The organism is Tenacibaculum mesophilum (assembly GCF_003867075.1).
Lineage (GTDB): Bacteria > Bacteroidota > Bacteroidia > Flavobacteriales > Flavobacteriaceae > Polaribacter > Polaribacter mesophilus.
Genome location: NZ_CP032544.1, coordinates 317,712 through 343,605, shown reverse-complemented (window position 1 = coordinate 343,605; position 25,894 = coordinate 317,712). Strand labels below are relative to the sequence as shown.

28 protein-coding genes are annotated in these 25,894 nt (G+C 30.9%); 14 read left to right on the top strand and 14 right to left on the bottom strand.

Going from position 1 to position 25,894, the window contains the following annotated elements; genetic code table 11:
- Positions 1-66 precede the first annotated feature (66 nt).
- Positions 67-1,059 (bottom strand): type I glyceraldehyde-3-phosphate dehydrogenase, encoded by a 993-nt coding sequence (gene gap, locus D6200_RS01640; RefSeq protein ID WP_073183800.1) that lies wholly within the window; start codon positions 1,057-1,059, stop codon positions 67-69.
- A gap of 23 nt (positions 1,060-1,082) precedes the next feature.
- Positions 1,083-2,066, bottom strand: a complete 984-nt coding sequence (gene pfkA, locus D6200_RS01635) for a 6-phosphofructokinase (protein ID WP_047789124.1) — start codon at positions 2,064-2,066, stop codon at positions 1,083-1,085.
- A gap of 129 nt (positions 2,067-2,195) precedes the next feature.
- Between pfkA and D6200_RS01630 the strand changes: the two genes are divergently transcribed.
- Positions 2,196-3,923: a sodium:solute symporter family protein gene (locus D6200_RS01630; protein ID WP_073183855.1), complete on the top strand. Its 1,728-nt coding sequence runs from the start codon at positions 2,196-2,198 to the stop codon at positions 3,921-3,923.
- A 37-nt stretch (positions 3,924-3,960) separates the two neighbouring features.
- Here the strand turns inward: D6200_RS01630 and D6200_RS01625 are convergent, their stop codons facing one another.
- Positions 3,961-5,331, bottom strand: coding sequence for a tetratricopeptide repeat protein (locus tag D6200_RS01625; RefSeq protein ID WP_073183802.1), 1,371 nt, complete (start codon positions 5,329-5,331; stop codon positions 3,961-3,963).
- A gap of 195 nt (positions 5,332-5,526) precedes the next feature.
- Between D6200_RS01625 and D6200_RS01620 the strand changes: the two genes are divergently transcribed.
- On the top strand, positions 5,527-5,868 hold the full coding sequence (locus tag D6200_RS01620; protein WP_047789126.1) for a DUF2853 family protein: 342 nt from the start codon (positions 5,527-5,529) through the stop codon (positions 5,866-5,868).
- 90 nt (positions 5,869-5,958) lie between these two features.
- Entirely contained in the window at positions 5,959-7,383 is a 1,425-nt protein-coding gene (locus D6200_RS01615; protein WP_047789127.1) for an L-serine ammonia-lyase, read from the top strand.
- A 3-nt stretch (positions 7,384-7,386) separates the two neighbouring features.
- Here D6200_RS01615 and D6200_RS01610 read toward each other — a convergent pair whose 3' ends face one another.
- The 3 genes from D6200_RS01610 to D6200_RS01600 form a co-directional block, all read right to left on the bottom strand.
- Positions 7,387-8,025, bottom strand: coding sequence for a SanA/YdcF family protein (locus tag D6200_RS01610; RefSeq protein WP_047789128.1), 639 nt, complete (start codon positions 8,023-8,025; stop codon positions 7,387-7,389).
- Positions 8,026-8,784: a peroxide stress protein YaaA gene (yaaA, locus tag D6200_RS01605; protein WP_047789129.1), complete on the bottom strand. Its 759-nt coding sequence runs from the start codon at positions 8,782-8,784 to the stop codon at positions 8,026-8,028.
- 93 nt (positions 8,785-8,877) lie between these two features.
- Entirely contained in the window at positions 8,878-9,660 is a 783-nt protein-coding gene (locus D6200_RS01600) for an MBL fold metallo-hydrolase (RefSeq protein ID WP_073183804.1), read from the bottom strand.
- A gap of 75 nt (positions 9,661-9,735) precedes the next feature.
- On the opposite strand from D6200_RS01600, the gene D6200_RS01595 reads away from it, so the two are divergent.
- From D6200_RS01595 to D6200_RS01580, 4 genes are all read left to right on the top strand, one after another.
- Positions 9,736-11,178 carry a hypothetical protein gene (locus D6200_RS01595; RefSeq protein ID WP_047789131.1) on the top strand — a complete coding sequence of 481 codons (1,443 nt, stop codon included), beginning with the start codon at positions 9,736-9,738 and terminating at the stop codon, positions 11,176-11,178.
- 66 nt (positions 11,179-11,244) lie between these two features.
- Positions 11,245-11,790, top strand: coding sequence for an RNA polymerase sigma factor (locus tag D6200_RS01590; RefSeq protein ID WP_047789132.1), 546 nt, complete (start codon positions 11,245-11,247; stop codon positions 11,788-11,790).
- Positions 11,791-11,825: 35 nt separating this feature from the next.
- Positions 11,826-12,362: a hypothetical protein gene (locus D6200_RS01585; RefSeq protein WP_073183806.1), complete on the top strand. Its 537-nt coding sequence runs from the start codon at positions 11,826-11,828 to the stop codon at positions 12,360-12,362.
- Positions 12,362-12,820: a hypothetical protein gene (locus D6200_RS01580; protein WP_047789134.1), complete on the top strand. Its 459-nt coding sequence runs from the start codon at positions 12,362-12,364 to the stop codon at positions 12,818-12,820. Before D6200_RS01585 ends, D6200_RS01580 begins: the two co-directional genes overlap by 1 nt.
- A gap of 33 nt (positions 12,821-12,853) precedes the next feature.
- Here D6200_RS01580 and D6200_RS01575 read toward each other — a convergent pair whose 3' ends face one another.
- The 5 genes from D6200_RS01575 to kdsB all read right to left on the bottom strand — a co-directional run bounded on the left by D6200_RS01575 (position 12,854) and on the right by kdsB (position 15,516).
- Positions 12,854-13,051 (bottom strand): hypothetical protein, encoded by a 198-nt coding sequence (locus D6200_RS01575; RefSeq protein WP_047789135.1) that lies wholly within the window; start codon positions 13,049-13,051, stop codon positions 12,854-12,856.
- A gap of 135 nt (positions 13,052-13,186) precedes the next feature.
- Entirely contained in the window at positions 13,187-13,453 is a 267-nt protein-coding gene (locus D6200_RS01570; protein ID WP_047789136.1) for a hypothetical protein, read from the bottom strand.
- A 22-nt stretch (positions 13,454-13,475) separates the two neighbouring features.
- Positions 13,476-14,102 carry a CatA-like O-acetyltransferase gene (locus D6200_RS01565; RefSeq protein ID WP_047789137.1) on the bottom strand — a complete coding sequence of 209 codons (627 nt, stop codon included), beginning with the start codon at positions 14,100-14,102 and terminating at the stop codon, positions 13,476-13,478.
- On the bottom strand, positions 14,103-14,789 hold the full coding sequence (locus D6200_RS01560; protein WP_047789138.1) for an HAD family hydrolase: 687 nt from the start codon (positions 14,787-14,789) through the stop codon (positions 14,103-14,105). It abuts the gene before it with no gap.
- Positions 14,782-15,516, bottom strand: a complete 735-nt coding sequence (gene kdsB / locus D6200_RS01555) for a 3-deoxy-manno-octulosonate cytidylyltransferase (protein WP_073183808.1) — start codon at positions 15,514-15,516, stop codon at positions 14,782-14,784. Before kdsB ends, D6200_RS01560 begins: the two co-directional genes overlap by 8 nt.
- Before the next feature lie 489 nt (positions 15,517-16,005).
- Between kdsB and D6200_RS01550 the strand changes: the two genes are divergently transcribed.
- A complete protein-coding gene (locus tag D6200_RS01550; RefSeq protein ID WP_073183810.1) occupies positions 16,006-16,359 on the top strand; it encodes a hypothetical protein in 354 nt (117 codons plus the stop codon).
- 91 nt (positions 16,360-16,450) lie between these two features.
- Here D6200_RS01550 and D6200_RS01545 read toward each other — a convergent pair whose 3' ends face one another.
- From D6200_RS01545 to idi, 3 genes are read right to left on the bottom strand one after another with little or no spacing between them, the layout of a single operon-like run.
- Positions 16,451-17,422 carry a type I phosphomannose isomerase catalytic subunit gene (locus D6200_RS01545; protein WP_073183813.1) on the bottom strand — a complete coding sequence of 324 codons (972 nt, stop codon included), beginning with the start codon at positions 17,420-17,422 and terminating at the stop codon, positions 16,451-16,453.
- Positions 17,423-17,425: 3 nt separating this feature from the next.
- Positions 17,426-17,839, bottom strand: coding sequence for a 6-pyruvoyl trahydropterin synthase family protein (locus tag D6200_RS01540; protein ID WP_073183816.1), 414 nt, complete (start codon positions 17,837-17,839; stop codon positions 17,426-17,428).
- A 2-nt stretch (positions 17,840-17,841) separates the two neighbouring features.
- Positions 17,842-18,363, bottom strand: a complete 522-nt coding sequence (idi, locus tag D6200_RS01535) for an isopentenyl-diphosphate Delta-isomerase (protein WP_073183818.1) — start codon at positions 18,361-18,363, stop codon at positions 17,842-17,844.
- 154 nt (positions 18,364-18,517) lie between these two features.
- Between idi and D6200_RS01530 the strand changes: the two genes are divergently transcribed.
- The 6 genes from D6200_RS01530 to D6200_RS01505 all read left to right on the top strand — a co-directional run bounded on the left by D6200_RS01530 (position 18,518) and on the right by D6200_RS01505 (position 25,789).
- Entirely contained in the window at positions 18,518-19,921 is a 1,404-nt protein-coding gene (locus D6200_RS01530; protein WP_073183820.1) for a hypothetical protein, read from the top strand.
- Between the two features lie 95 nt (positions 19,922-20,016).
- Complete coding sequence (locus tag D6200_RS01525) at positions 20,017-21,603, top strand: peptide chain release factor 3 (protein WP_073183822.1); 1,587 nt, start codon at positions 20,017-20,019, stop codon at positions 21,601-21,603.
- Complete coding sequence (locus tag D6200_RS01520) at positions 21,593-23,146, top strand: hypothetical protein (protein WP_240627193.1); 1,554 nt, start codon at positions 21,593-21,595, stop codon at positions 23,144-23,146. The genes D6200_RS01525 and D6200_RS01520 overlap by 11 nt, the downstream gene beginning before the upstream one ends.
- Positions 23,147-23,255: 109 nt before the next feature.
- On the top strand, positions 23,256-24,185 hold the full coding sequence (locus D6200_RS01515) for a peptidylprolyl isomerase (RefSeq protein WP_073183825.1): 930 nt from the start codon (positions 23,256-23,258) through the stop codon (positions 24,183-24,185).
- Positions 24,186-24,383: 198 nt separating this feature from the next.
- Positions 24,384-25,052: an energy transducer TonB gene (locus D6200_RS01510; protein ID WP_073183827.1), complete on the top strand. Its 669-nt coding sequence runs from the start codon at positions 24,384-24,386 to the stop codon at positions 25,050-25,052.
- Between the two features lie 74 nt (positions 25,053-25,126).
- Entirely contained in the window at positions 25,127-25,789 is a 663-nt protein-coding gene (locus D6200_RS01505) for an energy transducer TonB (RefSeq protein WP_073183829.1), read from the top strand.
- Positions 25,790-25,894: the final 105 nt, after the last annotated feature.

Genomic DNA, 25,894 nt, shown 5'->3' with positions numbered 1-25,894 from the left:
AAATAGTGTTTAAAAAAGTATTCCCGCCAAAAGCGGGAATACAATATTACAAAATATTTTATGCTTTTATAAAGAAGCCGAATACTCTAATAAATCTACAATTTTAGTAGCATATCCATACTCATTATCATACCAAGAAATTACCTTGAAAAAGTTCTCGTTTAACTCTAAACAAGCATCAGCATCAATTACAGATGTTCTTGTTTCTGAAACAAAGTCTTGTGACACCACCTCATCTTCAGTATATCCAATAATCCCTTTAAACTCTCCTTCTGAAGCCTCTTTTAATGTTGCTAAAATTTCTTTTAACGAAGTCGCTTTATCTGTTCTAAACGTTAAATCTACTAAAGAAACATCTGCCACAGGAACTCTAACTGCCATACCCGTTAATTTACCTTCTAACTCTGGAATAACTTTCGTTACTGCTTTTGCCGCCCCTGTTGACGTAGGAATAATATTATTTACTACCGAACGTCCTCTTCTCCATTTCTTATTAGGTCCGTCAACGGTATTTTGTGTTGATGTCGCAGCATGAACTGTAGTCATTAATCCCTCTTTCAATCCAAAATTATCGTGGATAACTTTTGTTAATGGTCCTAAACAGTTTGTAGTACATGAAGCATTTGAAAAAATAGTTTCATCAGCTGTTAACTCTTTATGATTTACTCCCATCACATACATATTAGCATCTTTTGAAGGTGCTGAAATAATTACTTTCTTCGCTCCACCTGTAATATGCATTGCTGCTTTATCTTTATCAGTAAAAAAACCTGTAGATTCGATTACATATTCTGCTCCTACTTCATTCCATTTAAGGTTCTCAGGGTTTCTTTCAGCAGTGATTCTTATTGTTTGTCCATTTACAACTAAATTTCCATCTTTCACTTCAACATCTCCTTCAAATCGTCCATGAACAGAATCATACTTCAACAAATAGGCTAAATAATCTACATCTAACAAATCGTTAATAGCCACAACTTGAATGTTGTCTCTTTTTATTGCAGAACGGAATGCTAATCGACCAATTCTTCCAAATCCGTTAATTCCTATTTTTATCATTATTTAAAATTTTATATTCTTGTTTAAGTGGTCATAATATCTGATACGCGTAATAATTCGGTATCAATATTATGTTGACCTTTGATTGCTTTTTCTAAATCGGTAGAAATTACTTTATTATCTTTTAACCCTACCATCAAGTTTGTCTTTCCATCAAGTAAAAGTTCTACAGCACTTACTCCTAATCTACTTGCTAAAACTCTATCAAAACATGATGGAGAACCTCCTCGCTGCATATGTCCTAACACAGAAACCCTTACTTCATATTCAGGTAAGTTTTCTTCCACATAATCAGCTAATTCAAATACATTTTTACCAGTTTTATCTCCTTCCGAAACTACTACGATACTTGACGATTTCCCTGACCTTCTACTCTTCTTCAAAGATTCCAACATTCTTTCTAACCCTAAGTCTTCTTCAGGAATTAAAATCTCTTCTGCTCCTGCTCCAACACCAGCGTTTAATGCTATAAATCCTGCATCACGCCCCATAACCTCAACAAAGAAAAGTCGATTATGAGAAGATGCAGTATCTCTAATTTTATCAATTGCTTCTACAGCTGTATTCAAAGCTGTATCGTAACCAAGTGTATGACTTGTTCCTGAAATATCATTATCTATGGTTCCAGGAATTCCTATTATAGGAAAATTGAACTCTTGATTAAAAATCACTCCTCCTGTGAAAGAACCATCTCCACCAATCACCACTAAGGCATCTACATTGTTCTTTTTTAGACTTTCATAGGCTTTTTGACGTCCTTCTTTAGTTCTAAAATCTTTTGAACGAGCCGATTTTAAAATGGTACCTCCCTTGTGAATAATATTATTAACACTTCTAGCGGTCAACGGAATTAAATCTCCTTCAATCAACCCTTGATATCCTCTGTAAATTCCCATACAATCCGTTCTGTAATAAGCACAAGTCCTTACAACAGATCGTATCGCGGCATTCATTCCTGGAGCATCCCCTCCAGAAGTCATCACTGCTATTTTTTTAATTTTTCTCATAAAACGAATATCAAATTTACTCAATTTTAGTCATTTTTTAATAAAAAACAATAAATTCATTTTGCTTTTTAATTGAAGTTTAACGTTTAATATTATTTGGTTACTTTTAGCCAACAAATAAAACAAACTATGTTATTAACCTCTCTTGATTATATTATTATTTTCGGTTTTTTTATTCTTTCATTGCTTATTGGTCTTTGGAGTTCAAAATCAGCAGGAAAGAACAGTTCCGAATTCTTTTTATCAGGAAGAAATATGCCATGGTGGTTGTTAGGGGTTTCTATGGTTGCAACTACATTTGCTGCTGATACTCCTGGATTGGTTACTGAATTAGTTAGAGAAAACGGTGTTTCTGGTAACTGGGTTTGGTGGGCAATGCTTCTTACAGGAATGCTTACCGTATTTTTTTATGCTAAACTATGGAGAAAATCAGGAATAACTACCGATTTAGAGTTCTATGAGCTACGTTACTCTGGTAAGATGGCTAGCTTTTTAAGAGGCTTTAGAGCTATTTATTTAGGTGTAATTTTTAACGTAATTACAATGGCAGGGGTTTGTTTAGCCGGAGCTAAAATTGCTAATATTTTATTAGGCATATCACAAGAAGAAACACTTTTTTATTCTTCAATAGTTATTGTTATTTACTCTTCTTTAGGTGGATTAAAAGGTGTTTTACTTACTGATTTTGTCCAGTTTTTAATTGCTATGGTTGGTTCTATTTGGGCTACTATATATATTGTTGGTTTACCAGAAATTGACGGACTTTCAAATTTATTGACACATCCTAACGTAAGTGACAAACTAGCAATGTTTCCTGATTTCTCAGATAAAGAAGCATTAATTACTTTATTTATAATTCCTTTTGCTGTACAATGGTGGAGTACTTGGTATCCTGGAGCTGAACCTGGTGGTGGTGGTTATATTGCGCAACGTATGTTAGCTGCTAAAGATGAAAAAAATGCTACTTGGGCTACTTTATTTTTCAATTTTGCCCATTATGCATTACGACCTTGGCCATGGATTATTGTTGGACTTGCTTCATTAATTATTTTTCCAAGTTTGGATAGTATGAATCAAGCATTTCCTAGTTTAACAACTGAAATGCAAGGACACGATGTGGCTTATGCTGCAATGATGACCTACTTACCTGCTGGATTATTAGGAATTGTATTAACCTCTTTAATAGCTGCTTTTATGAGTACAATTTCTACTCAATTAAATTGGGGAAGTTCATACATCGTAAATGATTTTTACAGTAGGTTTATCAATAAAAATGCTTCTGAAAAGCAAAAGGTAGTAGTTGGAAGAATATCAACTATAGTTTTAATGTTGTGTGCTGCTCTTTTTTCTTTCTATTTACAATCAGCTAAAGGAGTTTTCGATTTGCTGCTACAAATTGGTGCAGGAACTGGACTGTTATTTATTTTACGTTGGTTTTGGAGTAGAATTAACCCATATAGTGAAATTGCTGCAATGGCCATATCTTTTATAATTGCTGTTTTCTTTTTTATCAATGGAAAAATGGAGATTCCATTTACTCAAATTGCGGGATATTGGCAATTAATCATTGGCGTTTTGGTTACTACTGTAGGTTGGGTTATTGTAACTCTTTTAACAAACCCCACCAATACTAAAACCTTAGAAAAATTTGATAGTCTTATTTTTGAGAACGAAAATAAATTTAAAAATGTTGGATATAAAATTTTAGGGTTTATAACTGGAACTATAGGTATTTACAGCTTCTTATTCGCCTCTGGAAATTGGATTTATGGTGAAACAACTCTAGCTGCAACACTTTCAACAATCTCCTTAATTTGTATTTTAATTTTAAGAAAAATATGGAAGTTTGTTTCTTAACACAATTAGTACTTACTAGTGTTAAACATGAAAACCTTTATTGAACAGCTTTATCGTAATTAGATATAATTTTTTTTATTCTTTTATTTTCAAAAACAAAAGGAAATAAGTCCTTAACAATTGTATGATATTCAAAATCGATGGCTAAAGCATTATTCAAATGAGCCACTCCATACTCTTCTTTTCCTAGAATCATAAACAATCCGCAAAGTCTATACTCAATTTCTGCAAATTCTTTATACGTTTTTTTTGCTTGAATTAATATCTTAAGTGATTGATTAAATTCTCCTAAAAACAATAAAATATCTACTAAAGCAATGTAAATTTCAATCTCTTTATCTCCTAAAGATAAGCAGGTTTTAAAAGCTTTAACTGATTCTTCGTAAAAATTAAGTTTTAAATTAATATCTCCATAACGCCTCCAATATAAAACATTTGATTCATCTATATGAATTGCTTTATTTATATAGTACAATGCTTTTTCATAATTTCCTTGATTATAACAAGCATTTGTTAATAAAACCCAGCCTCTATCTAAAAGAGGGTCTTCATGTACTGCCTTTTTATAAAAGTGTATTGCTGTTTGTGTGTTTTCAAGTTTATCATAACACTCCCCAATCCTTATATAAGCATAAGCCGTTGGGTCATCTAATTCTAGTGTAACCAAATAATTATCTATTGCTTCTTCATAGCGCTTTAATTCTTCTAAGGATTTTGCCTTTTCTAAATACCCCCCTATAAAACTATCATCAATCAATACTGCATAATCAAAAGCTGTTAATGCTTCTTTAAACATTCCTAGTTCAAAATATTGTCTTCCTAATTGATGCCATGCGACTTCACAATATGGATTTTTATCTAAATACGAATTTAAAAATTTTATTGCGTCTTCATGACTACCCTCCATATCAAAACAATAAACTATATTGTACAACGATGAATAATCTTCATAATCTACCTCAATACACTTTGCAAAATTCAAACGTGCATTTTCAAAATCATCAAGATACAAGTACTCCATACCTATCATAGACCAAACATCAGATGGATCTTCTATATACTGTAAAGATTCTTTTAAAATAGCAATTGCTTCTGTGTGCTGTTTCTTTTTAGATAAGATAATTGCTTTTTGGATAAATACTTCATCATTATGAGGTTCTACAGCTTCGATATTAGATAACATCTTAATTGCTTCATGCAATTCATCTTCAAAAATTAAAATTTCTACTTTCATTAATTTTAATTGAATTGAAGACGGATGCTGCTCTAAACCTAACTGTACAGCTTTTTTTGCCAACGACTGCTTACCTATATTTAAATAATGCTCTATAATTGTCTCAAACTCTACAGCATCGAAAAAATATACCTCGTTGGTTTTCAACATAGATTCAAATTTTGATATTGACATGGGCTACAGATTTGAATTTATATAAAGTTACTGCAAGAATAATACCTATTTACTGGTATGTTTATTTCTTTTCAACAATTTAATTAACAATATAAAACATTCGTTTTTATTAAAAATAAGTTATTTGAAAGAGTTAATTATTTTTCTATCTTTGAAAGAACATAAAAATTAATATCTAATTTTAAACAAAAAATCATGAGTAAATTTGACGAAAAAGTGGCGCTTTATAAAAAGTTTATGGACGATAGAGATATTCGTTCTAACACTGATTTATTAACTGCTGTAACAAAAGGACTAGGCCCTTCTATTTATAAAAAAGATGCTGAAACCGTATCTGGAAGTGACCCTAAAGAACTAGAAACTGTTAAGAAAAACTTCTTAATGAAAAAATTAGGTTTAGCTGATGGACCTGAATTAGATAAAGCTATTGGAGAAGTAATGGAAAGAATTGGAAAGTCGGAAAGAAATAAGTATCGTGCGGTTGTATACTACATGTTGGTTAAGAAATTTGATAAAGAGTCTGTTTACGGAATGTAATAACCTCTCTTTCTAAAAAATATAAATCCTGTATTTAAGTTTTAAATACAGGATTTTTTTATTTTAGCCGCCAACAAACAACTTATATTTATGTCGCAATTTATTAGTGTTTTTGACATGCTTAAAATTGGGGTGGGACCTTCTAGTTCTCATACCCTAGGCCCTTGGAGAGCGGCTCAACAATGGATTCAAAAATTAAAAGATACAAATGAATTTCTTTTAATTGAAGAAATAAAAGTGGACTTATATGGTTCTCTTTCATTAACAGGCAAAGGGCACGCAACAGATTTAGCTGTTTTATTAGGTTTAAGTGGAGCTGATCCTGAATATATTCCAATTGAAACAATTGATGTTATTATCAATGATATTAAAACTAAAGAACTTTTATTTTTTAATAATGAAAGAAATATTGCTTTTGCCAACGGCTCAGTAACATTCAATAAAGAGTTTTTACCTTTTCATGCTAATGGAATGACTTTTAGAGGATATGCTAACGGTGTAGAAATTTCTACAGAAACATACTATTCTATTGGTGGAGGGTTCATTGTGCAAGAAGACGATAATCTTGCTGAAGATATTGAGATAAATAAGCAAAACTTTCCGTTCCCTATCAACAGAGCTACTGAGCTTGAAGCCTATTGCGAAAAGGAAGAGTTAAATATTTCTGACATTGTTTACCAAAATGAACTTGTAATTAATTCTGCTGAAGACATCGACAAAGAATTGCATCGCATATGGAACACTATGTTAGAATGTATGTACATAGGTTGTCACACTCAAGGAATTTTACCTGGCGGATTAAATGTAAAACGACGTGCATTTGAAACACACCAAAGACTTATTAAAGAAGCTGAATATACGAACCAACAAGAATGGATTACTGCTATTAGAAGTACAGAAGTAAAATTCCGTGAAATTTTAAAATGGGTAAGCTGCTTAGCTTTATCTGTTAACGAAGTGAATGCTTCTTTGGGTAGAGTTGTTACTGCTCCAACCAACGGAAGTGCTGGAGTTATTCCTGCTGTAATAATGTATTATTTAGTAATAGAAAACCACGATGCTACTTTTGAACATGTTAAAAAATTCTTGCTAGTTGCTGGAGAAATAGGAAGTATTTTTAAGAAAAATGCAACAATTTCTGCTGCTATGGGTGGTTGTCAAGCTGAAATTGGTGTATCCTCTGCCATGGCCGCTGCTGCATTAACAGAATTGTTAGGCGGAACTCCGTCACAATGCTTAGTTGCTGCTGAAATTGCCATGGAACATCATTTAGGGCTTACTTGTGATCCTATTGGCGGATTGGTACAAGTACCTTGTATTGAACGTAACGCTATGGGGGCAATTAAAGCTATTAATGCTGCTGAATTAGCCTTAGAAACCAATCCAAAAGAATCTAAAGTTCCTTTAGACAAAGTAGTAGATACTATGTGGGAAACGGCTAAAGACATGAATAGAAACTACAAAGAGACTTCAGAAGGTGGTTTAGCTGTTACTGTTCGTTTAGCTGATTGTTAAGAGTTATTTTATCTCAACAGGTTCTCCTAAAAACTTGGGATTAACATTTAAGAGAATATCTACAAATACTTTTACCCTTGCTAAATATTCTCTTAATTGAACTTTCATAGCTTTTTTTCCTGAAACTCCTCTGGCGTTATACCCTATTGCTTCAATATCAAAATGGTTTGCCAAATACAATGCTCTTTCATTATGAAATTGTTGAGATATTATTGTTACTGAGGTTTGACCAAAAATCTCTTTAACCCTTACCATCGAATCTAAGGTTCTAAAACCAGCATAATCTAAATAAATTTTACTCTCAGGAATTCCTGATTCAATCAAATCATTTTTAAAATCGGTTGGTTCATCATATCCTTCGGAGCCATTATCGCCACTTACTAAAATAAAATCAATTTTTTCAGCTTTGTATAACTCCACAGCAGCATTCAAACGAAATTGATAATACAGATTTATTCTCCCATCAGACAAATACTTTACCGTACCTAATAAAAGCCCTACTTTATTTTTAGATATGTTTTCTGTAGAGTTAAATAATTTTCCTTCTGCATTATTAACTATTACTTTGTTTGAAACATAAATAGAAGTAACAACTAGTAAACAACCTAAAAGAAAAATAATAGCAACTTTTTTTCGTTTCATCTATCTTGTAAATACTAATTCAGTTTCGGTAGACATTTCTTCAGAAAAACCATATCCCTCAACATCAAAACCTTTTAAATCTTCTAAAGTTTCCACATTATTATCTATAATATAACGTACCATTAATCCACGTGCTTTTTTAGCAAACGTCATAATAGTTTTATACTGTCCATTTTTAAAATCTTTAAAAACAGGAGTTATCATAGGTACTTTTAATGCTTTTTTAGGAAGCGCCTTAAAATATTCTGTACTTGCTAAATTAATTAACAACTCTCCATCTCCTAATTCTTCATTTAGCGACTCAGCCAATGTAGTATCCCAAAACTTATATAAGTTTTCTCTTCTACCTACTTTTAACTTAGTTCCCATTTCTAAACGATAAGGTTGAATTAAATCCAACGGTTTTAACAAACCGTATAACCCTGATAAAATTCTTAATTTCTCTTGTAAAATAGGAATCTTATCTTCTGATATAGAACTGGCATCAATACCTCTATACACTTCACCTGTAAATGCAAATACTGCTTGTTTTGCATTATCTAAAGAAAAAGGAGGTTGCCAATCTTGATTTCTATCATAATTTAAACTTGCTAAATCATCAGAAATCTTCATTAACTCGCTTAATTTTTTTCTTGACAATGTTCTTAACTTCTTATTCAGTTTTTCAGATTGCTCTAAAAACCTAGGTTGCGTATATACATCAGTAGTAGCTTTGCTTTCAAAGTCTAACGATTTTGCTGGTGATATTATAATTTTCATGCTATAAAATTTAAAGTAAAAATAAGAAGCTATTTTAAAATCATCAATTACTTCAGGTAATTTAAATTGATTGTAGTATTAATTTTTTTAATACTAAACTTGTAATCCGTCATAAGCTAAAAACACATTCTCTGGTAATTCTTTTTCAACCTCATCATGTAATCCTAAAAGCTCACTAATATGTGTTAAATATGCTTTTTTAGGTTTAATTTCCTCTATAAAACTTAACGATTCTTCTAAGTTAAAATGTGTTTTATGAGGTTCTCTTCGTAAACCTGTCACAATCAAAACATCAAGGTTTTTTAGTTTTTCTTTCTCTCCTTCTGAAATAGTTTTAATATCGGTTATATATGCTACGTTATTAAAACGATATCCGAGAATCGGTAAATTACCGTGCATTACTTCAATTGGAGTAACCTCTACTCCCTCTAACTCAAAACTTTCTTTATGTGAAATAATCGTTGGAGCTACACTTGGTGCACTTGGGTATCGATTTTCTGTTGCAAATATATAATCATATCGCTTTTGTAAAACTCCTAGCACTCTTTTTGTTAAATATATAGGTACTGGTCCTATTTGAAAGCAGTACGGACGAATTTCATCTAAACCAGCTATATGATCTGCATGTTCATGGGTAAATAAAATCCCTTTAATCGAAGCCACCTCTTCACGCATCATTTGCTGACGAAAATCTGGACCACAATCAATCACATAGTTAATATCACCCCATGAAACTAACACCGAAGATCGTAATCTTTTGTCTTTCGGATTTTTAGATAATGCCACAGGATGTTTACTGGTAATCATTGGAACTCCAGTAGAAGTTCCCGTTCCTAAAAAAGTTATTTTTACTTGATTTTTTTTCTTCATTTTCATCACAAAAATACAACAAAAATTGTCTGTTCGTTTGTAATTTCAGTACATTTGTACTACGTAACAAAAAATAACAAAATGGCAATTACGTTAAAAGGAGATCAAAAAATAAACACTGTACCAACTACCAAAATGAAAGCGTTAAAGATTAACTTAAACGCACACATATATGGAACTTTTGCAGAGATTGGAGCTGGTCAAGAAACTGTTCGTAATTTTTTTAGGGCTGGTGGAGCCTCTGGTACAATAGCGAAAGCTATGAGTGCTTATGATAAAGACTTCTCTGATGCCATTTATGGAATTGAAAAAGACAATCGTTATGTTACAGAGCCTCGATTAAAAAAGATGCTAAAGCACGAAATGGATTTAATTGAAGAGCGACTTGATCGTCAAAAGCATCCTGATAAATTGTTCTTTAGCTATGCTAATACAGTGGCAACTATTAACTTTACTAAAAAGTTTAAAGGTCATGGATGGGTTGGTATTCGTTTTCAATTAGATCCACTAGAAGATTATAACGAAATTGTTTTACACCTACGTTTTAAAGAAACAGATGCACGTCAACAACAAGAAACATTAGGCGTTTTAGGTGTAAACTTAATTTATGGTGCTTATTATTTAAATGATAATCCGAAAGATTTATTAAAATCTTTTTACGATAATATTGACAAAGATCGTTTAGAAATTGATATGATTAATTTCTCTGGACCTCGTTTTATGTATGTTGACAACCGTTTAATGAGCTTACAACTTGTTAAAAACGGAATGACAAATGCTGTAATGTTTGGTCCTGATGGAAACAACTTATTGCCTGCACAAGTACTTTATAAAAAAAATATATTAGCCCTTAGAGGAAGTTATAGACCTGTAACAAAGGTTAATATGGACATGTTTGAAAGTGCTAAGCAATTGTTTTTTGACGAGAATAAGGTAGACCCTAAAAAAACTAAAATTATTTTTGAAATTACGTTAAGTAATCTTCGTGCTGAAGGAGAAATTAATGAACGTGACTTTTTAGACAGAGCAGAACTATTATGCTCTCTTGGTTTGAATGTTATGATCACCAACTACCAAGAGTACTTTAAGCTTGTAGAGTATTTTAGTGAATATACTAAGGAACGTATGGGGCTTGCAATGGGGGTTTATAATCTTATTCAAATTTTTAACGAGAAATATTACCGTGATTTAAGTGGAGGTATTTTAGAAGCATTTGGAAAACTTTTTTACAGAGATTTAAAAGTTTATATGTATCCTTATAAAAATGAAGAAACTGGTGAATATATTACTAGTGAAAACCTTAAAGTGCACCCTAGAATGAAAGAACTTTATAAGTTCTTCAAAAATAACGGTAGATTAATTGATATTAAAGACTTTAATCCCGATATTTTACATATTTTCTCTAGAAAAGTTTTAAAAATGATTAAAAACGGAGAAGATGGATGGGAAGAAATGCTTCCTAAAGGAGTTTCTGAAACCATCAAAGAAAAACGTTTATTTGGTTGCACAAAAAGAATTAAATAGTATTTTTTTATTACTCTTTTTAAACCTTTAACTATCTTTATAGTCTAACAACTAAATAGTTTTTAGTTGATTGACGAAATTACACTTATAGATCAATTGCAGCAACCTACCACAAAACAGGTTGCTTTTAAAAACCTAGTATCGCAATATAAAGAGCGATTGTATTGGCATATACGAAAGATTGTAATTTCTCATGAAGATGCTGACGATGTTTTACAAAACACCTTTATAAAGGTTTACAAAAATATTAATCAATTTAAAAGAGATAGCAAACTATTTTCTTGGATGTACCGAATAGCAACCAATGAAGCTATTACCTTCATCAATAAAAAAGCTAAAGAGAAAAATATTCATATTTCTGATTATCAACTACAAATTACTTCCACTCTAGATAGCGATTATTGGTTTTCAGGTGATGAAATTCAACTTATTTTACAAAAAGCAATTGCTACATTACCTCAAAAACAACAATTAGTTTTTAATATGAAGTATTTCGATGAAATGAAATATGAGGAAATCTCTGAAATTCTTAACACATCTATTGGAGCTTTAAAAGCTTCTTATCACATAGCAACAAAAAAAATAGAACATTTTATAAAGAACTATAATTAAACCTTTTACTATAAGAATAGTCTTACTAAAGTATAATGAATAAAAAAAATAAACATACTATAAATTTCTCAAGCCTAAAAGCTGGTAAGAATTGTGGTTTTTCAATTCCTCAAAACTACTTTGAAGAAATTGAAGAAAAAATTAATACTTCCATTTTTATAGATAGTTTACCAAAAAAGAAAACGTTCAATACTCCTGATGATTATTTTGACATAATCGAAACTCAAATTCTATCAAAATTAGCTACAGAACAAACTACAGAAACGAAAGTAATTTCATTACGTAAAAGAATTTTACAGTACATCCCTTTAGCTGCTGCAGCTTCAGTTTTACTTTTCATCGGTTTTAATTATTTTAATACTCAAAAAATTACTTTCGAAGATATAACCATTACCGATATTGAATCTTGGTATGAAAATGGATACGGTGATATTGACAATAATGAGCTTGCAGCAACATTAAACACGTCTGAACTAGATGAAGATATATTAGCCTCTATTAGTGATGAAACACTAGAAGACTACTTAAATTCTGTTGATACAACAACACTCATAAATGAAATAGAACAATAATGAAAAAAAAATTATTTATATTATTCGTAATTTTCACTTCCTTTTTTTCTGTTCAAGCGCAAACAAGAAAAGGAAATTATGAAAAGGTTAAAGCTTTTAAGGTTGCTTTTCTTTCTGAAAAGTTAAACTTAACAGAAGAAGAAGCCAATAAGTTTTGGCCACTATATAATGTATATGACAAAAAAATGATTGAACTTCATAAAGCAGAACGCTACAGTATTAAAAAGAAAATACTTAGTTGTGGAGGAATTGATAGCTTAACTGATAAAGAATCAAAAGAAATTGTTAATAAAATTAAGTCCGTTTCAAAAGAACAATATGAAACTAAAACTAATTTTTATGATAAACTTTCTACCTTTTTATCAGATAAAAAAATCCTCACCTTGGAGGTGGCTGAACATGAATTTCACCGAAAGCTCATAAAAAAGCTAAAGGGTGAAAAAAAGAAACATCGATAAGTAAAAAAAGGAAGCTTTAAAAGCTTCCTTTTTTTACTTATCGACTAAGGCTAAACAAACATATAAATCTGGTTTATTAGCCGTAAATTGTTTTAGCCAAATAGTTAGTTCATCTATTTCATAAGGTAGTAATCTACCTAAAGCTTTTTCAAGCTCTTTACAAAATAAATCAGCGTTAAAACTAACCTTTTGAAGCACAGTTTTCGTGTACTCATACATAGCTCTTGCCATTTTTATTGGGGTTATCTGTTATTAAATACTGAACGTAATTTACAAATTTTTATTCCAAGTAGAGTGTTAAAGTTTATCCAAAAAAAATGCGAGACTTGAATAAGTCTCGCATTTTTAGTCGTATAATTTATAATACTATAAACTATTCACTTTTTCTATTAAAGCATTTGCTCTAGTCTCTAACTCTGTATTAATTGATTTATAGTGAGCTTTCTTATTTTCAACGTTTTTTGCGTTAACTTTAGCTACTAAATCATCAAAAGTTACAATAACCTCATCTACAATAGCATCTGCCTTTGCTTTATCTGCTTCAGGGTTTAACTCTTTTGTTATTTGACAAATACTAATAATGTCTCCTAACGTATAGTTAATATCTTTCTTTAAATTTTTTATGCTTGCCATAATTATAAATTTTGATGCAAAATTAATCGATTTTATTCAATTCTTCTTGAAATTTCTCAAAAAACTGCCCTACATGATATCCATCTACCAAAGCATGATTTACATTAACAGCCACAGGCATTAACATTTTTTTATTTTGCTCCTTTATTTTACCAAAAGCTAATTGAGGCACGCTATCATTTTTATTTCCTGAAAAAGGTTCTTTATGCCCTGTAAAGCTTACCCAAGGAATGGCCGAACAATGTATACATCCTAAAGAGTACTTAGACGGAAACAAATCATTAGAATTTAAAATTCGTTCTTTTTCCTTTTGAAAGTTACAATTGAATTCCTCAAACTTTTCAGAATAATCTATATACGAGAATCCAAAAGTGTTATCAGGCCTTGCAATAGTTGCTGAAGCGTTGATTACTTCGTAAACAGCTATTTTATCACCTTCTAATCTATATTTTAAATTCTCAACTGCATTTATAGCTTTCATGCAAGCATGTAAGTATCGGACAAAAAAGGACTGATTCTTTTCTTTTGCTAATTGATAGATTATAGACACATCTACATCTGCAACTAATCCAAAAGTTGGATCTTCTAAAGTTCTAAAATGTTTAAAAAGCTCTTTCCTATTCCAACTTTCAATATCTAGGTATTTCATTTATAAAAATTTTAATACATCTGTAATACTAGATACTGTTTTGTAAGCATCTGATTTTTGCTCTTCTTTAACCTCTTCGTGTGCCCATGTTGTATGAAACGGAACATGAATCGCTGTTGCTCCTATTTCAATTAACGGTAACACATCTGATTTTAATGAGTTTCCTATCATTAAAAACTCTGAAGGATTAATATCTAAGCGTTTTACTAATTTTTTATAATCAGTTTTTTTCTTCTCACTCATCACTTCTGTATGATGAAAATATTTTAAAATTCCTGATTTTGCCAACTTACGTTCTTGATCTAACAAATCTCCTTTGGTTGCTACAATTAACTTATATTTTCCATGTAATTCTTGCAACACCTCTTCTACCCCATCTAGGAGTTCTATTGGTTTTTCTAACATATCTTTTCCTATTTCAAGAATTTCTTCCATTTTTTTAGGACTAATTTTATAGTTAGAAATTTCTAGCGCACATTCAACCATTGACAGCATAAAACCTTTTACTCCGTACCCGTATATTTTAAGATTTTCTATTTCTTTTTTAAACAACTCTTGATGGATTTTATTCTCTGTTTCATAATCGGACAATAATCGAGCAAAATCATCTTCAGCATCACGAAAGTAAGTCTCGTTTACCCAAAGTGTATCATCTGCATCAAAAGATATTATTTTAATATTATTCATTTTCTAGTTGTTTTATAGCTTTCTCTAAATCTTCAGGAGTATCAATACCAATACTCTCCACTGAAGTTTCTATCATCTTTATTTTTTTTCCTACTTCTAAATAACGAATACATTCAATTTTTTCAGCAGCCTCTATTGGTGTCATAGGGGTATGATAAAAATCAATTAACGCTTCTTTTCTGAACGCATAAACTCCTTTGTGCTTATAATAGTTTACAGGAACTTCTTTATCTCGATGATATGGAATTATACTTCTTGAAAAATAAATAGCAAAATCATTTGTATCAGTAATTACCTTAACGTTATTTGGATTTTGAATATCTTCTTTATTCGTCATTTTTACTTTTAATGATGCTAAATCTATTTCTTTTTGAATATCAGATTTAAAAACACTAATTAGTTTTGATAAGGAAACTGTATCAATAAAAGGTTCGTCTCCTTGTACATTTACCACAATGTCTACATCTAAATTTTCAACTGCTTCTGCAATTCTATCAGAGCCACATTCATGTTCTTTTTGACTCATTAAAACCTTACCTCCTACTTTTTCTATAGAGTTGTAAATTACTTCGGAATCGGTTACCACATATACCTCATCAAAAAGGTTTGCTTTTACAGCTGCTTCATAGGTTCTTACAATTACAGGTTTTCCTCCTAAATCTTTCATCAATTTCCCTGGAAAACGTGATGCACTATAACGTGCAGGTATCATTGCTATTATCTTCATAAATAATCATAAGTGTTTACGTATCAAAGATACGTATTTAAACTGCCATCATAAAAACTGATAATACTCACATTGATAAAACTTTAACATTAAATACTTTTTAGTTTTGTTCAATTATTAAAAACTTTTACTACTTTTGAGTCATTATGAAGACGCTTTTAGGTACATACACGTTTATTTTTAACACAATCAATTCGATTATGTGTACTGCCCGCATGCATAAACAATATGTATATGTAACTAAAAGCACCCAAAGAAACAGATTTAAACATCGATTTTAAACAATCAATTTTAATATAAATTTAACCAAAGGTGCTTTTTTAAAAAAGCACCTTTTTTATTTACTAATATTTTAAATTTTAAACATTATGAACACTTTTAAGTATCGAAACTCAATTAGAAAACATGTAGCCTCAACTGTAATGTACTCAGTACAAAATCCATTTTACAGAGATCCGGAATTACTAATACTTAATCCTTAAAATTATCATGAAAACATTAAATATCACATCAAACAGTCAGCCAAATCAATTTATAGTTAACAAAAAGCAGGTTAGCAAAAACAAAGTGTTAAAAACTTCAGTTTTATACGATAAAATTGAATCTAGCGCGAATACTTCTTTAGGCTTTTATCCAGACTCTTCTAATTTTAGTTTTAACAGTATCGAGTTTGATCTGTTAAGCAACGCATACCTTAATGATAAACTTGTTATCAAAAACAATATTAAAAAATTGAGTGATACTGAGATTATTTTCAATATAACAGTATCTAAAAAAGAAGAAAAGAAACAAAATATTATATGTACAGCTACTTTTAGCTATACAATTAAAAAAGCGTCTTAATTATTCCTAAAAATTTATTTTACAATCAATTAAGCAATCGTTAAGTTAGTTTGGTTTGTTTATAAGCTTAGGAGATTTTTTTCTCTTAAGCTTATTTTATATACGTTTCTAATAGTTCTGAAGGGTTTTCTGATAAAATTTCCACTTTATCAATACATGCTGGTACCAAGATTGTTTCTCCTTTTCTTACAACTTCTTGTTGACTTTCATAAAAGAATGTTACCTCCCCCTCTACGCACATATAAATTACGAAGCAATCTTTTTTAGATAAATCTATTTCTTTTTTCCCCTCCACTGGTAATATATTTGTTGTAAAATAAGGGCATGTAACAACTTTATTCGCTATATTTTTTTGTTTCTTATAAGTTGTTTTATAGGAACTTTTAGCTGAGAAATCAATAGCTTCTAATGCTTTTTCAGTATGGAGTTCTCGGTAATTACCGTCTATATCTTTTCTATCCCAATCGTAAATACGGTAAGTTATGTCTGAGGTTTGTTGAATTTCAGCAATCAGTAAACCAGCACCAATAGCGTGTACTCTTCCTGGTGGCACAAAATAAACATCTCCTTTGGACACTTTATCTACATTTAAAATACTTAAGAGCGTCTTGTTATTTAGGTGATATACATATTCTTCTTTATTAGAGTTTTCTTTAAAACCTATAATAATGTTAGCTTCATTATCGGCTTGCATTACATACCACATCTCTGTCTTCCCAAAAGACTCTTGAAGTTCTGCTAATTTATCATCAGGATGTACTTGAATACTTAAAACCTCTTTTGCATCAATAAATTTTATTAATAATGGAAACTGCTCTCCAAAAGTTTCATATACATATTCACCTACTAAATCGTTCTTATACTCTTTTAAAAGACTTCTTAATGTTCTTCCTTTAAGGTTACCATTACTAACAACCGATTCATCTCCATCAACATCTGAAATTTCCCAACTCTCTCCAATATTGGATCCGTCTGAGTTTTTATGAAGTAGTAGGTTTAGTTTTTTTCCTCCCCAAACCTTTTGCTTTAAAATTGGAGTAAATCGTAGTAATTGGTTTATCATAAATTATGTACCTCTATAAGTTACGTAGTTTCTTGGAGTTTCATATAATGTAATTGCTAAGTCTAATTTTTCTGGAATACTTACACGTAACTTATTATAAATTACTACTGATATGTTTTCTACTGTAGGATTAACATTTTTAAACTCCTTTACTTCAATATTTAAGTTTTTATGATCCAATAGATCTTCAACCTTCGACTTAATTAAATCTTTCAACTTACCTAAATCATATACATATCCTGTTTCTTGATCTATCTCACCAGTTAATGAAACAATTAGCTCATAATTATGACCGTGGTAATTAGGGTTACTACACTTACCAAAAACCTCGTAATTTTTCTCATCAGACCATTTAGGGTTAAATAACCTATGTGCTGCATTAAAATGTGCTTTTCTGTGAACTGTTACTTTAGGCATAATTAAATATACTTAGATATTTTATCGTACGATTCTTTAAAAATTATTTTAAACCAAGCTGTATACTTTTCTGGATGATTTTCTATATCATTTTTCACCTCCTCTAAAGGCATCCATTTATATGACGCCACTTCTTCAGGGTTTACAATAGGTTCGTCGTTAAATCGACCAATCATTACATGATCGTATTCATGCTCTGTTAAGCCATTATCAAACGGAGCTTTATAAATAAAAGAGAATACTTCTTCTAACTCACATGAAAACCCCATTTCTTCTTGTAATCTACGTTTTCCAGCTTCAATGTTCGATTCTCCATCTCTTTGGTGTGAACAACAAGTATTTGTCCATAACAAAGGAGAATGGTATTTTTCAGCAGCACGTTGTTGCAACATTAACTCGTTTTTATCATTAAAAACGAATACCGAAAACGCTCTATGCAACAAAGCTTTTTCGTGTGCTTCTATCTTTTCCATTAGTCCTATAGGGTTGTCTTGCTGATCAACTAAAATTACTTGCTCCTTCATACAGAAAATTTATGAAAAGCAAACTTACGAAAAACAGTTAATTTTAATTAGTCTATACACAAAAACATAACGCTTATACCTAAATAAAAAAACTTTTCATTTAGTTTTCTTAGTTTAGAGTAATTAAATTAATTCACTACAAAATCTAGTTAAAATGATTCAATTAACTCAAAAAAAACTAAGCACTATCAATCCTGATATTTTATTAGTTTACGGTAACTTACAGCCAGAAACACCTAAAGAGTATTACACTCTAAAAGTTAATACTTTCATTCAAAAAAAGTTACCTGGCGCACCACCAGTTTCTATTGATAAAGATAACTTAACAACAGAAATTAAAGTGGCTAAACCAGAAGAAGTGCCTAATACACCTAAAGAATTAGAACCAAATATAAATTGCCTTAAAAGAGGCATTTTTGATGAATACCCTTTACTTCCTAATGAAGTAGTTTTAAGTAGTAGAATAACTTTCTTATCAGAGAATTTTAATGATTTTCCTAAACGGACTCTTGTATATGAGGTTATTACCAACAAAGCCGTTTTATACTTTTTATTAAAAAACATTGGACTTAACAATGAATATATTCCAATACTACAAGAGCCTAAATTTATAACATCGCCAAAGCTATACTCAAGTTTAAACTCATTATCATTAAAGCTTAATGCTAAAAGTGTAGCCGTTTTTATGGGTAAAGGAATTGCTTCTGGAATGCTTAGTGCTGTTGGTGGCGCAATTGCCAACGCAATTATCGAAGCTATTTTCCCTCCTGAAATTCCTGAATATTTTGACGAAGTATACGCTCAGATTACCAAAATAGTTAAACAAGAAATACAACAAAGTAAAATAGACTCTATTAGTGGAGCTATTACTAATCTAATACAAAAAATTAACTACGAATACGTTCCTGCACTAAAACAGCGAAATCTTAATAATAAAGAAGATCGTGAACATTTATTTAATTTATTACAAAAATATGACCAAACCTTTCTTTCTGGAGCTCAGGGTATGTTGGGTACACTTCAACAAAAAGATAAAGCAAATGCTGGTTTTACAGTTTTTATGTTAGGTGCAACTCTTCAATTAAGTATTTATCAAGAAATGGCAAATGTTGACCCTATGAATAAAAACAGTAAGGGAGAATGGTTGCCTGCTAATAAATCTAGTTATGGAAAAGCTAATACAGGTACACTTGCAAAAACAGCTAAAAGTTTTATAAAACATGCAAAAAACACATATGATGCTATAATGAAAGCAAGTGATAATGCTGTAAAAACTGAAAAATTTATGACTGAACGTGCTTATGTTATTGGACAAACTTTAGCTACTGACAGAACTTACTATTGTAGAATAAAAGATAACGGTGTTGCTACAAACATAGTTTGGGAAATTGGGCAAGATGATAAACATGGTAATAACCCTAAATTTGACCAATTTGTTAAACAAGAAGTCCCAGCATATAAAGAGCAAAAAAAACGTAATTTAGATGATGAAATGAATCACCCTATCGAAATAATTGAAAACTGGAAAAACTTGATAAACTCTCCCGTAAAATTATAGCTAATTTCATTCTTCAAATTAAAAAACATATCTGTGTAAAGCTTCTTTTGAACAGTTCGCTTTAAAATGTATCTTTGCAACCTTAAAATTTATAGATGAGTTTTTTAGAAGAAATACAGAAGAGACGTACATTCGGAATTATATCACACCCAGATGCAGGTAAAACCACCTTAACTGAAAAATTATTACTTTTTGGTGGAGCGATTCAAGAAGCTGGTGCGGTAAAAAATAATAAAATTAAAAAAGGAGCTACTTCTGATTTTATGGAGATTGAGCGCCAACGTGGTATCTCTGTTGCTACCTCTGTATTAGCTTTTATTTATAAAGACAAAAAAATCAATATTCTTGATACCCCTGGTCACAAAGATTTTGCTGAGGACACCTTTAGAACCTTAACTGCGGTAGATAGTGTTATTGTAGTTATTGATGTCGCAAAAGGGGTTGAGGAACAAACCGAAAAATTAGTAGAGGTTTGTCGTATGCGTAAAATTCCAATGATTGTTTTTATCAATAAATTAGACCGTGAAGGTAAAGATGCTTTTGATTTATTAGATGAAGTTGAGCAAAAACTAGGTTTAAAAGTAACTCCGTTAAGCTTCCCTATCGGAATGGGATATGACTTTAAAGGAATTTATAATATTTGGGAAAAGAAATTAAATATCTTTTCCGGAGACAACAAACAAACTATTTCTGAAGGTGTTGAATTTGATGATATAGATAACCCTGAGCTAGATAAAATTGTAGGAGAAAATTCTGCAAATACACTTCGTGAAGAATTGGAGTTAGTAAATGAAGTATATCCAGACTTTGACCAAGAAGCTTATGTTAATGGAGATTTACAGCCTGTTTTCTTTGGTTCTGCTTTAAATAATTTTGGAGTAAAAGAGTTATTAGATTGCTTTATTGATATTGCTCCAAATCCACAGCCAAAAAAAGCTGAGGAACGTTTGGTAGACTCTAAAGAGGAAAAGTTAACAGGATTTGTGTTTAAGATTCATGCAAACATGGATCCGAAACACCGTGATCGTTTAGCTTTTGTAAAGATTGTATCAGGAACTTTTAAAAGAAACACACCCTACTTACATGTTCGTAACGGTAAAAAAGTAAAATTTTCTAGTCCGAATGCCTTTTTTGCTGAGAAAAAAGAAATTGTTGAAGAGTCTTTCCCAGGTGACATTGTTGGTTTACACGATACTGGAAACTTTAAAATTGGAGATACATTAACAGAAGGAGAACAATTAAATTTTAAAGGAATTCCTAGTTTCTCTCCAGAACATTTCCGTTATGTAAATAATGCTGACCCAATGAAGGCTAAACAACTTTATAAAGGTTTAGACCAGTTAATGGATGAAGGAGTTGCTCAGTTATTTACCTTAGATATGAACGGTCGAAGAATTATTGGTACAGTTGGAGCTCTACAATACGAGGTAATTCAGTATCGTTTAGAGCATGAATATGGTGCTAAATGTTCGTATGAAAATATTGCAGTACACAAAGCTTGTTGGGTTGAACCAGAAGACCCTAAAAATGAAGAGTTCAAAGAGTTTAAACGTGTAAAACAACGTTATTTAGCTAAAGACAAACAAGGTCAACTAGTGTTTTTAGCTGATTCTCCGTTTACAATTCAAATGACACAAAGCAAATATCCAACGGTAAAATTACATTTCACTAGTGAGTTTTAACAAACCCTACATATTCTCTTTTCTCTTCTCTCTTTTCTCTTTCCTAACTTATAGTCAAGAGGGTTTATCGAGTTTACAAGGAAAAGAATTACACAATAAAGTTCGTTTGAATTTTATTCCTGTTGAAATGCCTTCGGATAAGTTTCCTGACTTAAAATCAACGATGGGTTTGACTGGCTTGCATTATCAAATCCCTATTAATGATTGGTTATATGGTGGAGCTGGATTTCATTTTGCGGTAACAGGAGACCAAGGAGGATTATTTACGTTAGGTGCTGAATTAGGAATAAATAAAAAACTATACAAAAACTTATATATTGATGCTAATTTCCATTTTGGCGGCGGCGGCGGATATCGTTACTTGGTAAATGATGGCGGTTTTATCAATCCGAATATCGGATTACAATACAAGAAAAATGATTATTCTTTTGGTGTACAATACAGTCATGTTAACTTTTTATCAGGAGAAATTAAAAGTAATTCAGTTTCTTTCTTTGTAGAGATACCAAGTATTTTACGTTTTACTGATTATGATAAAGCGCATCAAAAATTTGTAGCAGACAATCTTTCTCCAGATAGTTTTTGGAGTAAACCAGTGGTTAAAAATGCACAACAAATTCGTTTTGATTTCTTTAAACCTATTGGTAATTCGAAAAAAGATAATGGGGATGACCTAAATGAATTACTATATGTACTTGGATTTGAGTATCAGAAATATTTGAACGAAAACACTTTTCTATTTGCTCACACCGACGCAATTTACAGGGGGCTACGTGCTGGTTTTATGGATTTATTTGTAGGTGCTGGATATCATCCATATCAATCAAAATACATTAATATCTTCGGAAAATTAGGTATTGGTGCTGCTGGTGGTCGTGTGGCTCCTGAAGGTGGGTTAATGATCTACCCTTCTGCAGGAATTGACTTAAAACTATTTAAAAACATTGCCATTAGTGGTCATGGTGGATATTATCGTGCAATTGCAGGTGATTTAGAAGCCTATACTTTCGGGTTTGGTTTAAAATACTTCGGATTAAATGGCGGAACATCTTCCAAAGAGAACAGTACTTATCGTACAAAAGGGTTACGTTTTGAAGTTCAAAATCAAAGTTATTTTGATGTTGCTAAAACAGATGATATTTACGACGCTACTGAAATTGATTTACAATTAATTGGTTTTAAAGTTAACTATGATTTAAATCATTCGCTATATATTTCCGGAGAAGCAGGTTTTGCATATGACGGTCGTTCGGGTGGATATGCTCACGGATTAGTCGGTGGTGGTATATATAGTCCGTATTTTTTTAATAAAAAAATGCGTGGATTTATAGAAGTTATGGCAGGAGCTGGTGGAGGTGCTGGTATAGATACTGACGAAGGAATCATTATCCGTCCTACACTTGGATTGAGTTATGATATAGTAAATCAGGTTTCTATAATTGCGTCTGGAGGTAGATATTATTCTCCTTTCGGTAATGTTAACTCAAACAATATTAACATAGGTTTAAGCTTTAACCTTTCAACTTTATCAGTAAAAAACTAACTTTGTCATTGCTAAGAAAAACAATGATTTAGCTATTTAAAAAAAAGATTCTTTTTTCCCTTAAATTTTGGACACTGGAATCATACACATATAAATAAACAAGAGAAAAATGGATAACGGAATTTATGCAAAGTTCACCACTCCAAAAGGTGATATTTTAGTAAACTTAGAATACGAAAAAACTCCTGGAACTGTAGGTAACTTTGTTGCTTTAGCAGAAGGAAACTTAGAAAACTCAGCAAAACCACAGGGAACTCCTTATTATAATGGGTTAAAATTTCACCGTGTAATTGCTGATTTTATGATTCAAGGTGGTTGCCCTCAAGGAACAGGAACAGGAAACCCTGGTTATAAATTTGATGATGAAATTCATCCTGAATTAAAGCACGATGCTCCAGGAAAATTATCAATGGCAAATGCAGGACCTGGAACCAATGGTTCTCAATTTTTTATTACACATGTTGCTACTCCTTGGTTAGACGGTAAACACACTGTTTTTGGTAGTGTTGTTGAAGGACAAGACGTTGTTGATACAATTGCTCAAGACGATACTATGGATGTAGAAATTATTCGTGTTGGTAGTGATGCTGAAGCTTTTAATGCTGTAGAAGCTTTTAGAACTTTTGAAGGAGCTCGTGAAAAACGTGAAGCTGAAGCAAAAGCTAAACAAAAAGAGTTATTAGATCAAGTAGCAGCAGGATATGACGAAACTCCAAGCGGTTTACGTTATAAGATCTTACAAAATGGAGACGGAAAACAAGCTACTAAAGGAGCTATGGTTTCTGTACACTATAAAGGTCAGTTATTAGATGGAACTGTATTTGATTCATCATATAAGCGCAAACAACCTATCGATTTTGCTATTGGTGTTGGTCAGGTAATTCCTGGTTGGGATGAAGGTATTCAGTTGTTAAAAGTGGGCGACAAAGCTCGTTTAGTAATTCCATCTGACTTAGCATATGGTGCACAAGGTGCTGGTGGTGTAATTCCTCCAAACGCTACTTTAATTTTTGATGTTGAGTTAATGAATGTAAAGTAATAGCTTACAATTTATTATACAAGTAAGTAAAGCCTTCATAAATTATGAAGGCTTTTTTTATTATCTCATTTCACTTAATATTTACTTAATATTCATAACATTAAAGAACATATTACTTAATAGATATATCATAATTACTTAAGAACAAAAGAGTAAAAAAGAATGATTTTTACGTCATCAAACAAGCTCTTAAGCCTTATGAAAACAACTTTCCTTTTTTTAACATTTTTTCTTTTCATCTCAATTACACTCGAAGCTCAAGAAGTATGTACTAAGCCTGAAGATAATACTATTGATTTAAATATTATTAGTATGGATAAATGTGAAATTGGTAAAGAAAATCAAATTCCTAGAAAAAAAACAACTCAAACACTAACTGCTAGAAACAGAATAAAAAAAGTAAGAAAGATTACTCAAAAAAATCAATCAAGCTTAAATGCTTCTTCAAAAGTTTCTATTATTACTACAAACAATGACTTATCAATACAAAATTCCTTAAAATCTCAAACTAAAGAAATTTTATTTTCTGTTGTTGAGCAAGTTCCTTTATTTCCTAAGTGTAAAAATAGTTCTAACGAAAATGCAAAAAAATGTTTTAAAGACAATATGCAAAAACATTTTTCTAAAAATTATTATCCTGAAGTCTTTTCAGAAGAAGGTATACGTGGCAGAATTTTGATTCAATTCACAATAGATATATATGGATTACCAAAAAACATTCAAGTAGTAAGCTCTAAACCAAGTGATATTATTACCAACGAAATCAACCGAATTATTAACAAGTTACCTCAGTTAGAATCAGGTAAGGAAAAAGGAATTCCTGTTGATGTCACATACTCTTTTCCTATAAATTTAATCTTAAATTAATATAAAATATTTATCTAGATTTTCAGATAATTTTATTTTCGTGCTCCTTAAAAATTCCTCTTTAACACACACAAATGAAACATATCTTTACCTTTTTTTTATTTTCAATATCATTTTCTTATGCTCAAGAAAAATGTGAAACCCCAAATGAAAATATCCAAGATTTAAATACCATTAGTATTACTAAGTGCTCTATAGAAGATGTAAAAGAAGCTCTAGAAACTGAAAAAACTAAAGAAATTTCGACAAGAAAAAGACATCGTAAACTTAGAAAAACAAATACTATTTCAGCAAAATCAAATAAAGTAGAAGAAATAAAAAGTAAAAATTCTCTTGTAGAAAAACTAAACTTAAAAGAAGATTTTTTAACTTCTTTAGATAAAATTCCTTTTCATCTAGTTGAACAAATTCCTTTGTTTAATGAGTGTAAAAAGACTCCAATTCTACAACAATCCAAGTGTTTTGAAAAAGAAATGATTAAACATATTGTTAGAAATTTTGATTATCCAAAAGAGGCCTTGCGAAAAAAAATTGAAGGTAAAATTTTAGTTCAATTTACTATTGATAAGCAAGGAAAAGTAATTGACATAAAAAAGAAAGGACCTAAAAACAGTGCACTTCTAAAAAAAGAAGCAGAAAGATTAATTTCACTGCTCCCTAAATTTATTCCTGGAAGTCATAAAGGTAGCTCGGTTAATGTAAAATATGCTTTACCTATAATTTTTAAAGTTCCATAACTTTATATTTTCTTTTTAAAGGAACTATGTTTTGGTCAAGATTATAAAATAATTTGCTATATTCTATTTTTTACTTATATTTACAGCGTTAGTTAACGTGTTAAT

What these genes read in the sequence shown, in the direction of transcription:
- D6200_RS01560 (WP_047789138.1), bottom strand. Translation starts at nt 14,789, where the DNA reads ATGAATAATATTAAAATAATATCTTTTGATGCAGATGATACACTTTGG.
- D6200_RS01625 (WP_073183802.1), bottom strand. Translation starts at nt 5,331, where the DNA reads ATGTCAATATCAAAATTTGAATCTATGTTGAAAACCAACGAGGTATAT.
- D6200_RS01550 (WP_073183810.1), top strand. Translation starts at nt 16,006, where the DNA reads ATGAAAACATTAAATATCACATCAAACAGTCAGCCAAATCAATTTATA.
- gap (WP_073183800.1), bottom strand. Translation starts at nt 1,059, where the DNA reads ATGATAAAAATAGGAATTAACGGATTTGGAAGAATTGGTCGATTAGCA.
- pfkA (WP_047789124.1), bottom strand. Translation starts at nt 2,066, where the DNA reads ATGAGAAAAATTAAAAAAATAGCAGTGATGACTTCTGGAGGGGATGCT.
- D6200_RS01585 (WP_073183806.1), top strand. Translation starts at nt 11,826, where the DNA reads ATGAATAAAAAAAATAAACATACTATAAATTTCTCAAGCCTAAAAGCT.
- D6200_RS01510 (WP_073183827.1), top strand. Translation starts at nt 24,384, where the DNA reads ATGAAAACAACTTTCCTTTTTTTAACATTTTTTCTTTTCATCTCAATT.
- D6200_RS01630 (WP_073183855.1), top strand. Translation starts at nt 2,196, where the DNA reads ATGTTATTAACCTCTCTTGATTATATTATTATTTTCGGTTTTTTTATT.
- D6200_RS01620 (WP_047789126.1), top strand. Translation starts at nt 5,527, where the DNA reads ATGAGTAAATTTGACGAAAAAGTGGCGCTTTATAAAAAGTTTATGGAC.
- yaaA (WP_047789129.1), bottom strand. Translation starts at nt 8,784, where the DNA reads ATGAAAATTATAATATCACCAGCAAAATCGTTAGACTTTGAAAGCAAA.
- D6200_RS01595 (WP_047789131.1), top strand. Translation starts at nt 9,736, where the DNA reads ATGGCAATTACGTTAAAAGGAGATCAAAAAATAAACACTGTACCAACT.
- D6200_RS01580 (WP_047789134.1), top strand. Translation starts at nt 12,362, where the DNA reads ATGAAAAAAAAATTATTTATATTATTCGTAATTTTCACTTCCTTTTTT.
- idi (WP_073183818.1), bottom strand. Translation starts at nt 18,363, where the DNA reads ATGAAGGAGCAAGTAATTTTAGTTGATCAGCAAGACAACCCTATAGGA.
- D6200_RS01600 (WP_073183804.1), bottom strand. Translation starts at nt 9,660, where the DNA reads ATGAAAATGAAGAAAAAAAATCAAGTAAAAATAACTTTTTTAGGAACG.
- D6200_RS01570 (WP_047789136.1), bottom strand. Translation starts at nt 13,453, where the DNA reads ATGGCAAGCATAAAAAATTTAAAGAAAGATATTAACTATACGTTAGGA.
- D6200_RS01565 (WP_047789137.1), bottom strand. Translation starts at nt 14,102, where the DNA reads ATGAAATACCTAGATATTGAAAGTTGGAATAGGAAAGAGCTTTTTAAA.
- D6200_RS01525 (WP_073183822.1), top strand. Translation starts at nt 20,017, where the DNA reads ATGAGTTTTTTAGAAGAAATACAGAAGAGACGTACATTCGGAATTATA.
- kdsB (WP_073183808.1), bottom strand. Translation starts at nt 15,516, where the DNA reads ATGAAGATAATAGCAATGATACCTGCACGTTATAGTGCATCACGTTTT.
- D6200_RS01530 (WP_073183820.1), top strand. Translation starts at nt 18,518, where the DNA reads ATGATTCAATTAACTCAAAAAAAACTAAGCACTATCAATCCTGATATT.
- D6200_RS01610 (WP_047789128.1), bottom strand. Translation starts at nt 8,025, where the DNA reads ATGAAACGAAAAAAAGTTGCTATTATTTTTCTTTTAGGTTGTTTACTA.
- D6200_RS01575 (WP_047789135.1), bottom strand. Translation starts at nt 13,051, where the DNA reads ATGGCAAGAGCTATGTATGAGTACACGAAAACTGTGCTTCAAAAGGTT.
- D6200_RS01615 (WP_047789127.1), top strand. Translation starts at nt 5,959, where the DNA reads ATGTCGCAATTTATTAGTGTTTTTGACATGCTTAAAATTGGGGTGGGA.
- D6200_RS01545 (WP_073183813.1), bottom strand. Translation starts at nt 17,422, where the DNA reads ATGATAAACCAATTACTACGATTTACTCCAATTTTAAAGCAAAAGGTT.
- D6200_RS01505 (WP_073183829.1), top strand. Translation starts at nt 25,127, where the DNA reads ATGAAACATATCTTTACCTTTTTTTTATTTTCAATATCATTTTCTTAT.
- D6200_RS01515 (WP_073183825.1), top strand. Translation starts at nt 23,256, where the DNA reads ATGGATAACGGAATTTATGCAAAGTTCACCACTCCAAAAGGTGATATT.
- D6200_RS01540 (WP_073183816.1), bottom strand. Translation starts at nt 17,839, where the DNA reads ATGCCTAAAGTAACAGTTCACAGAAAAGCACATTTTAATGCAGCACAT.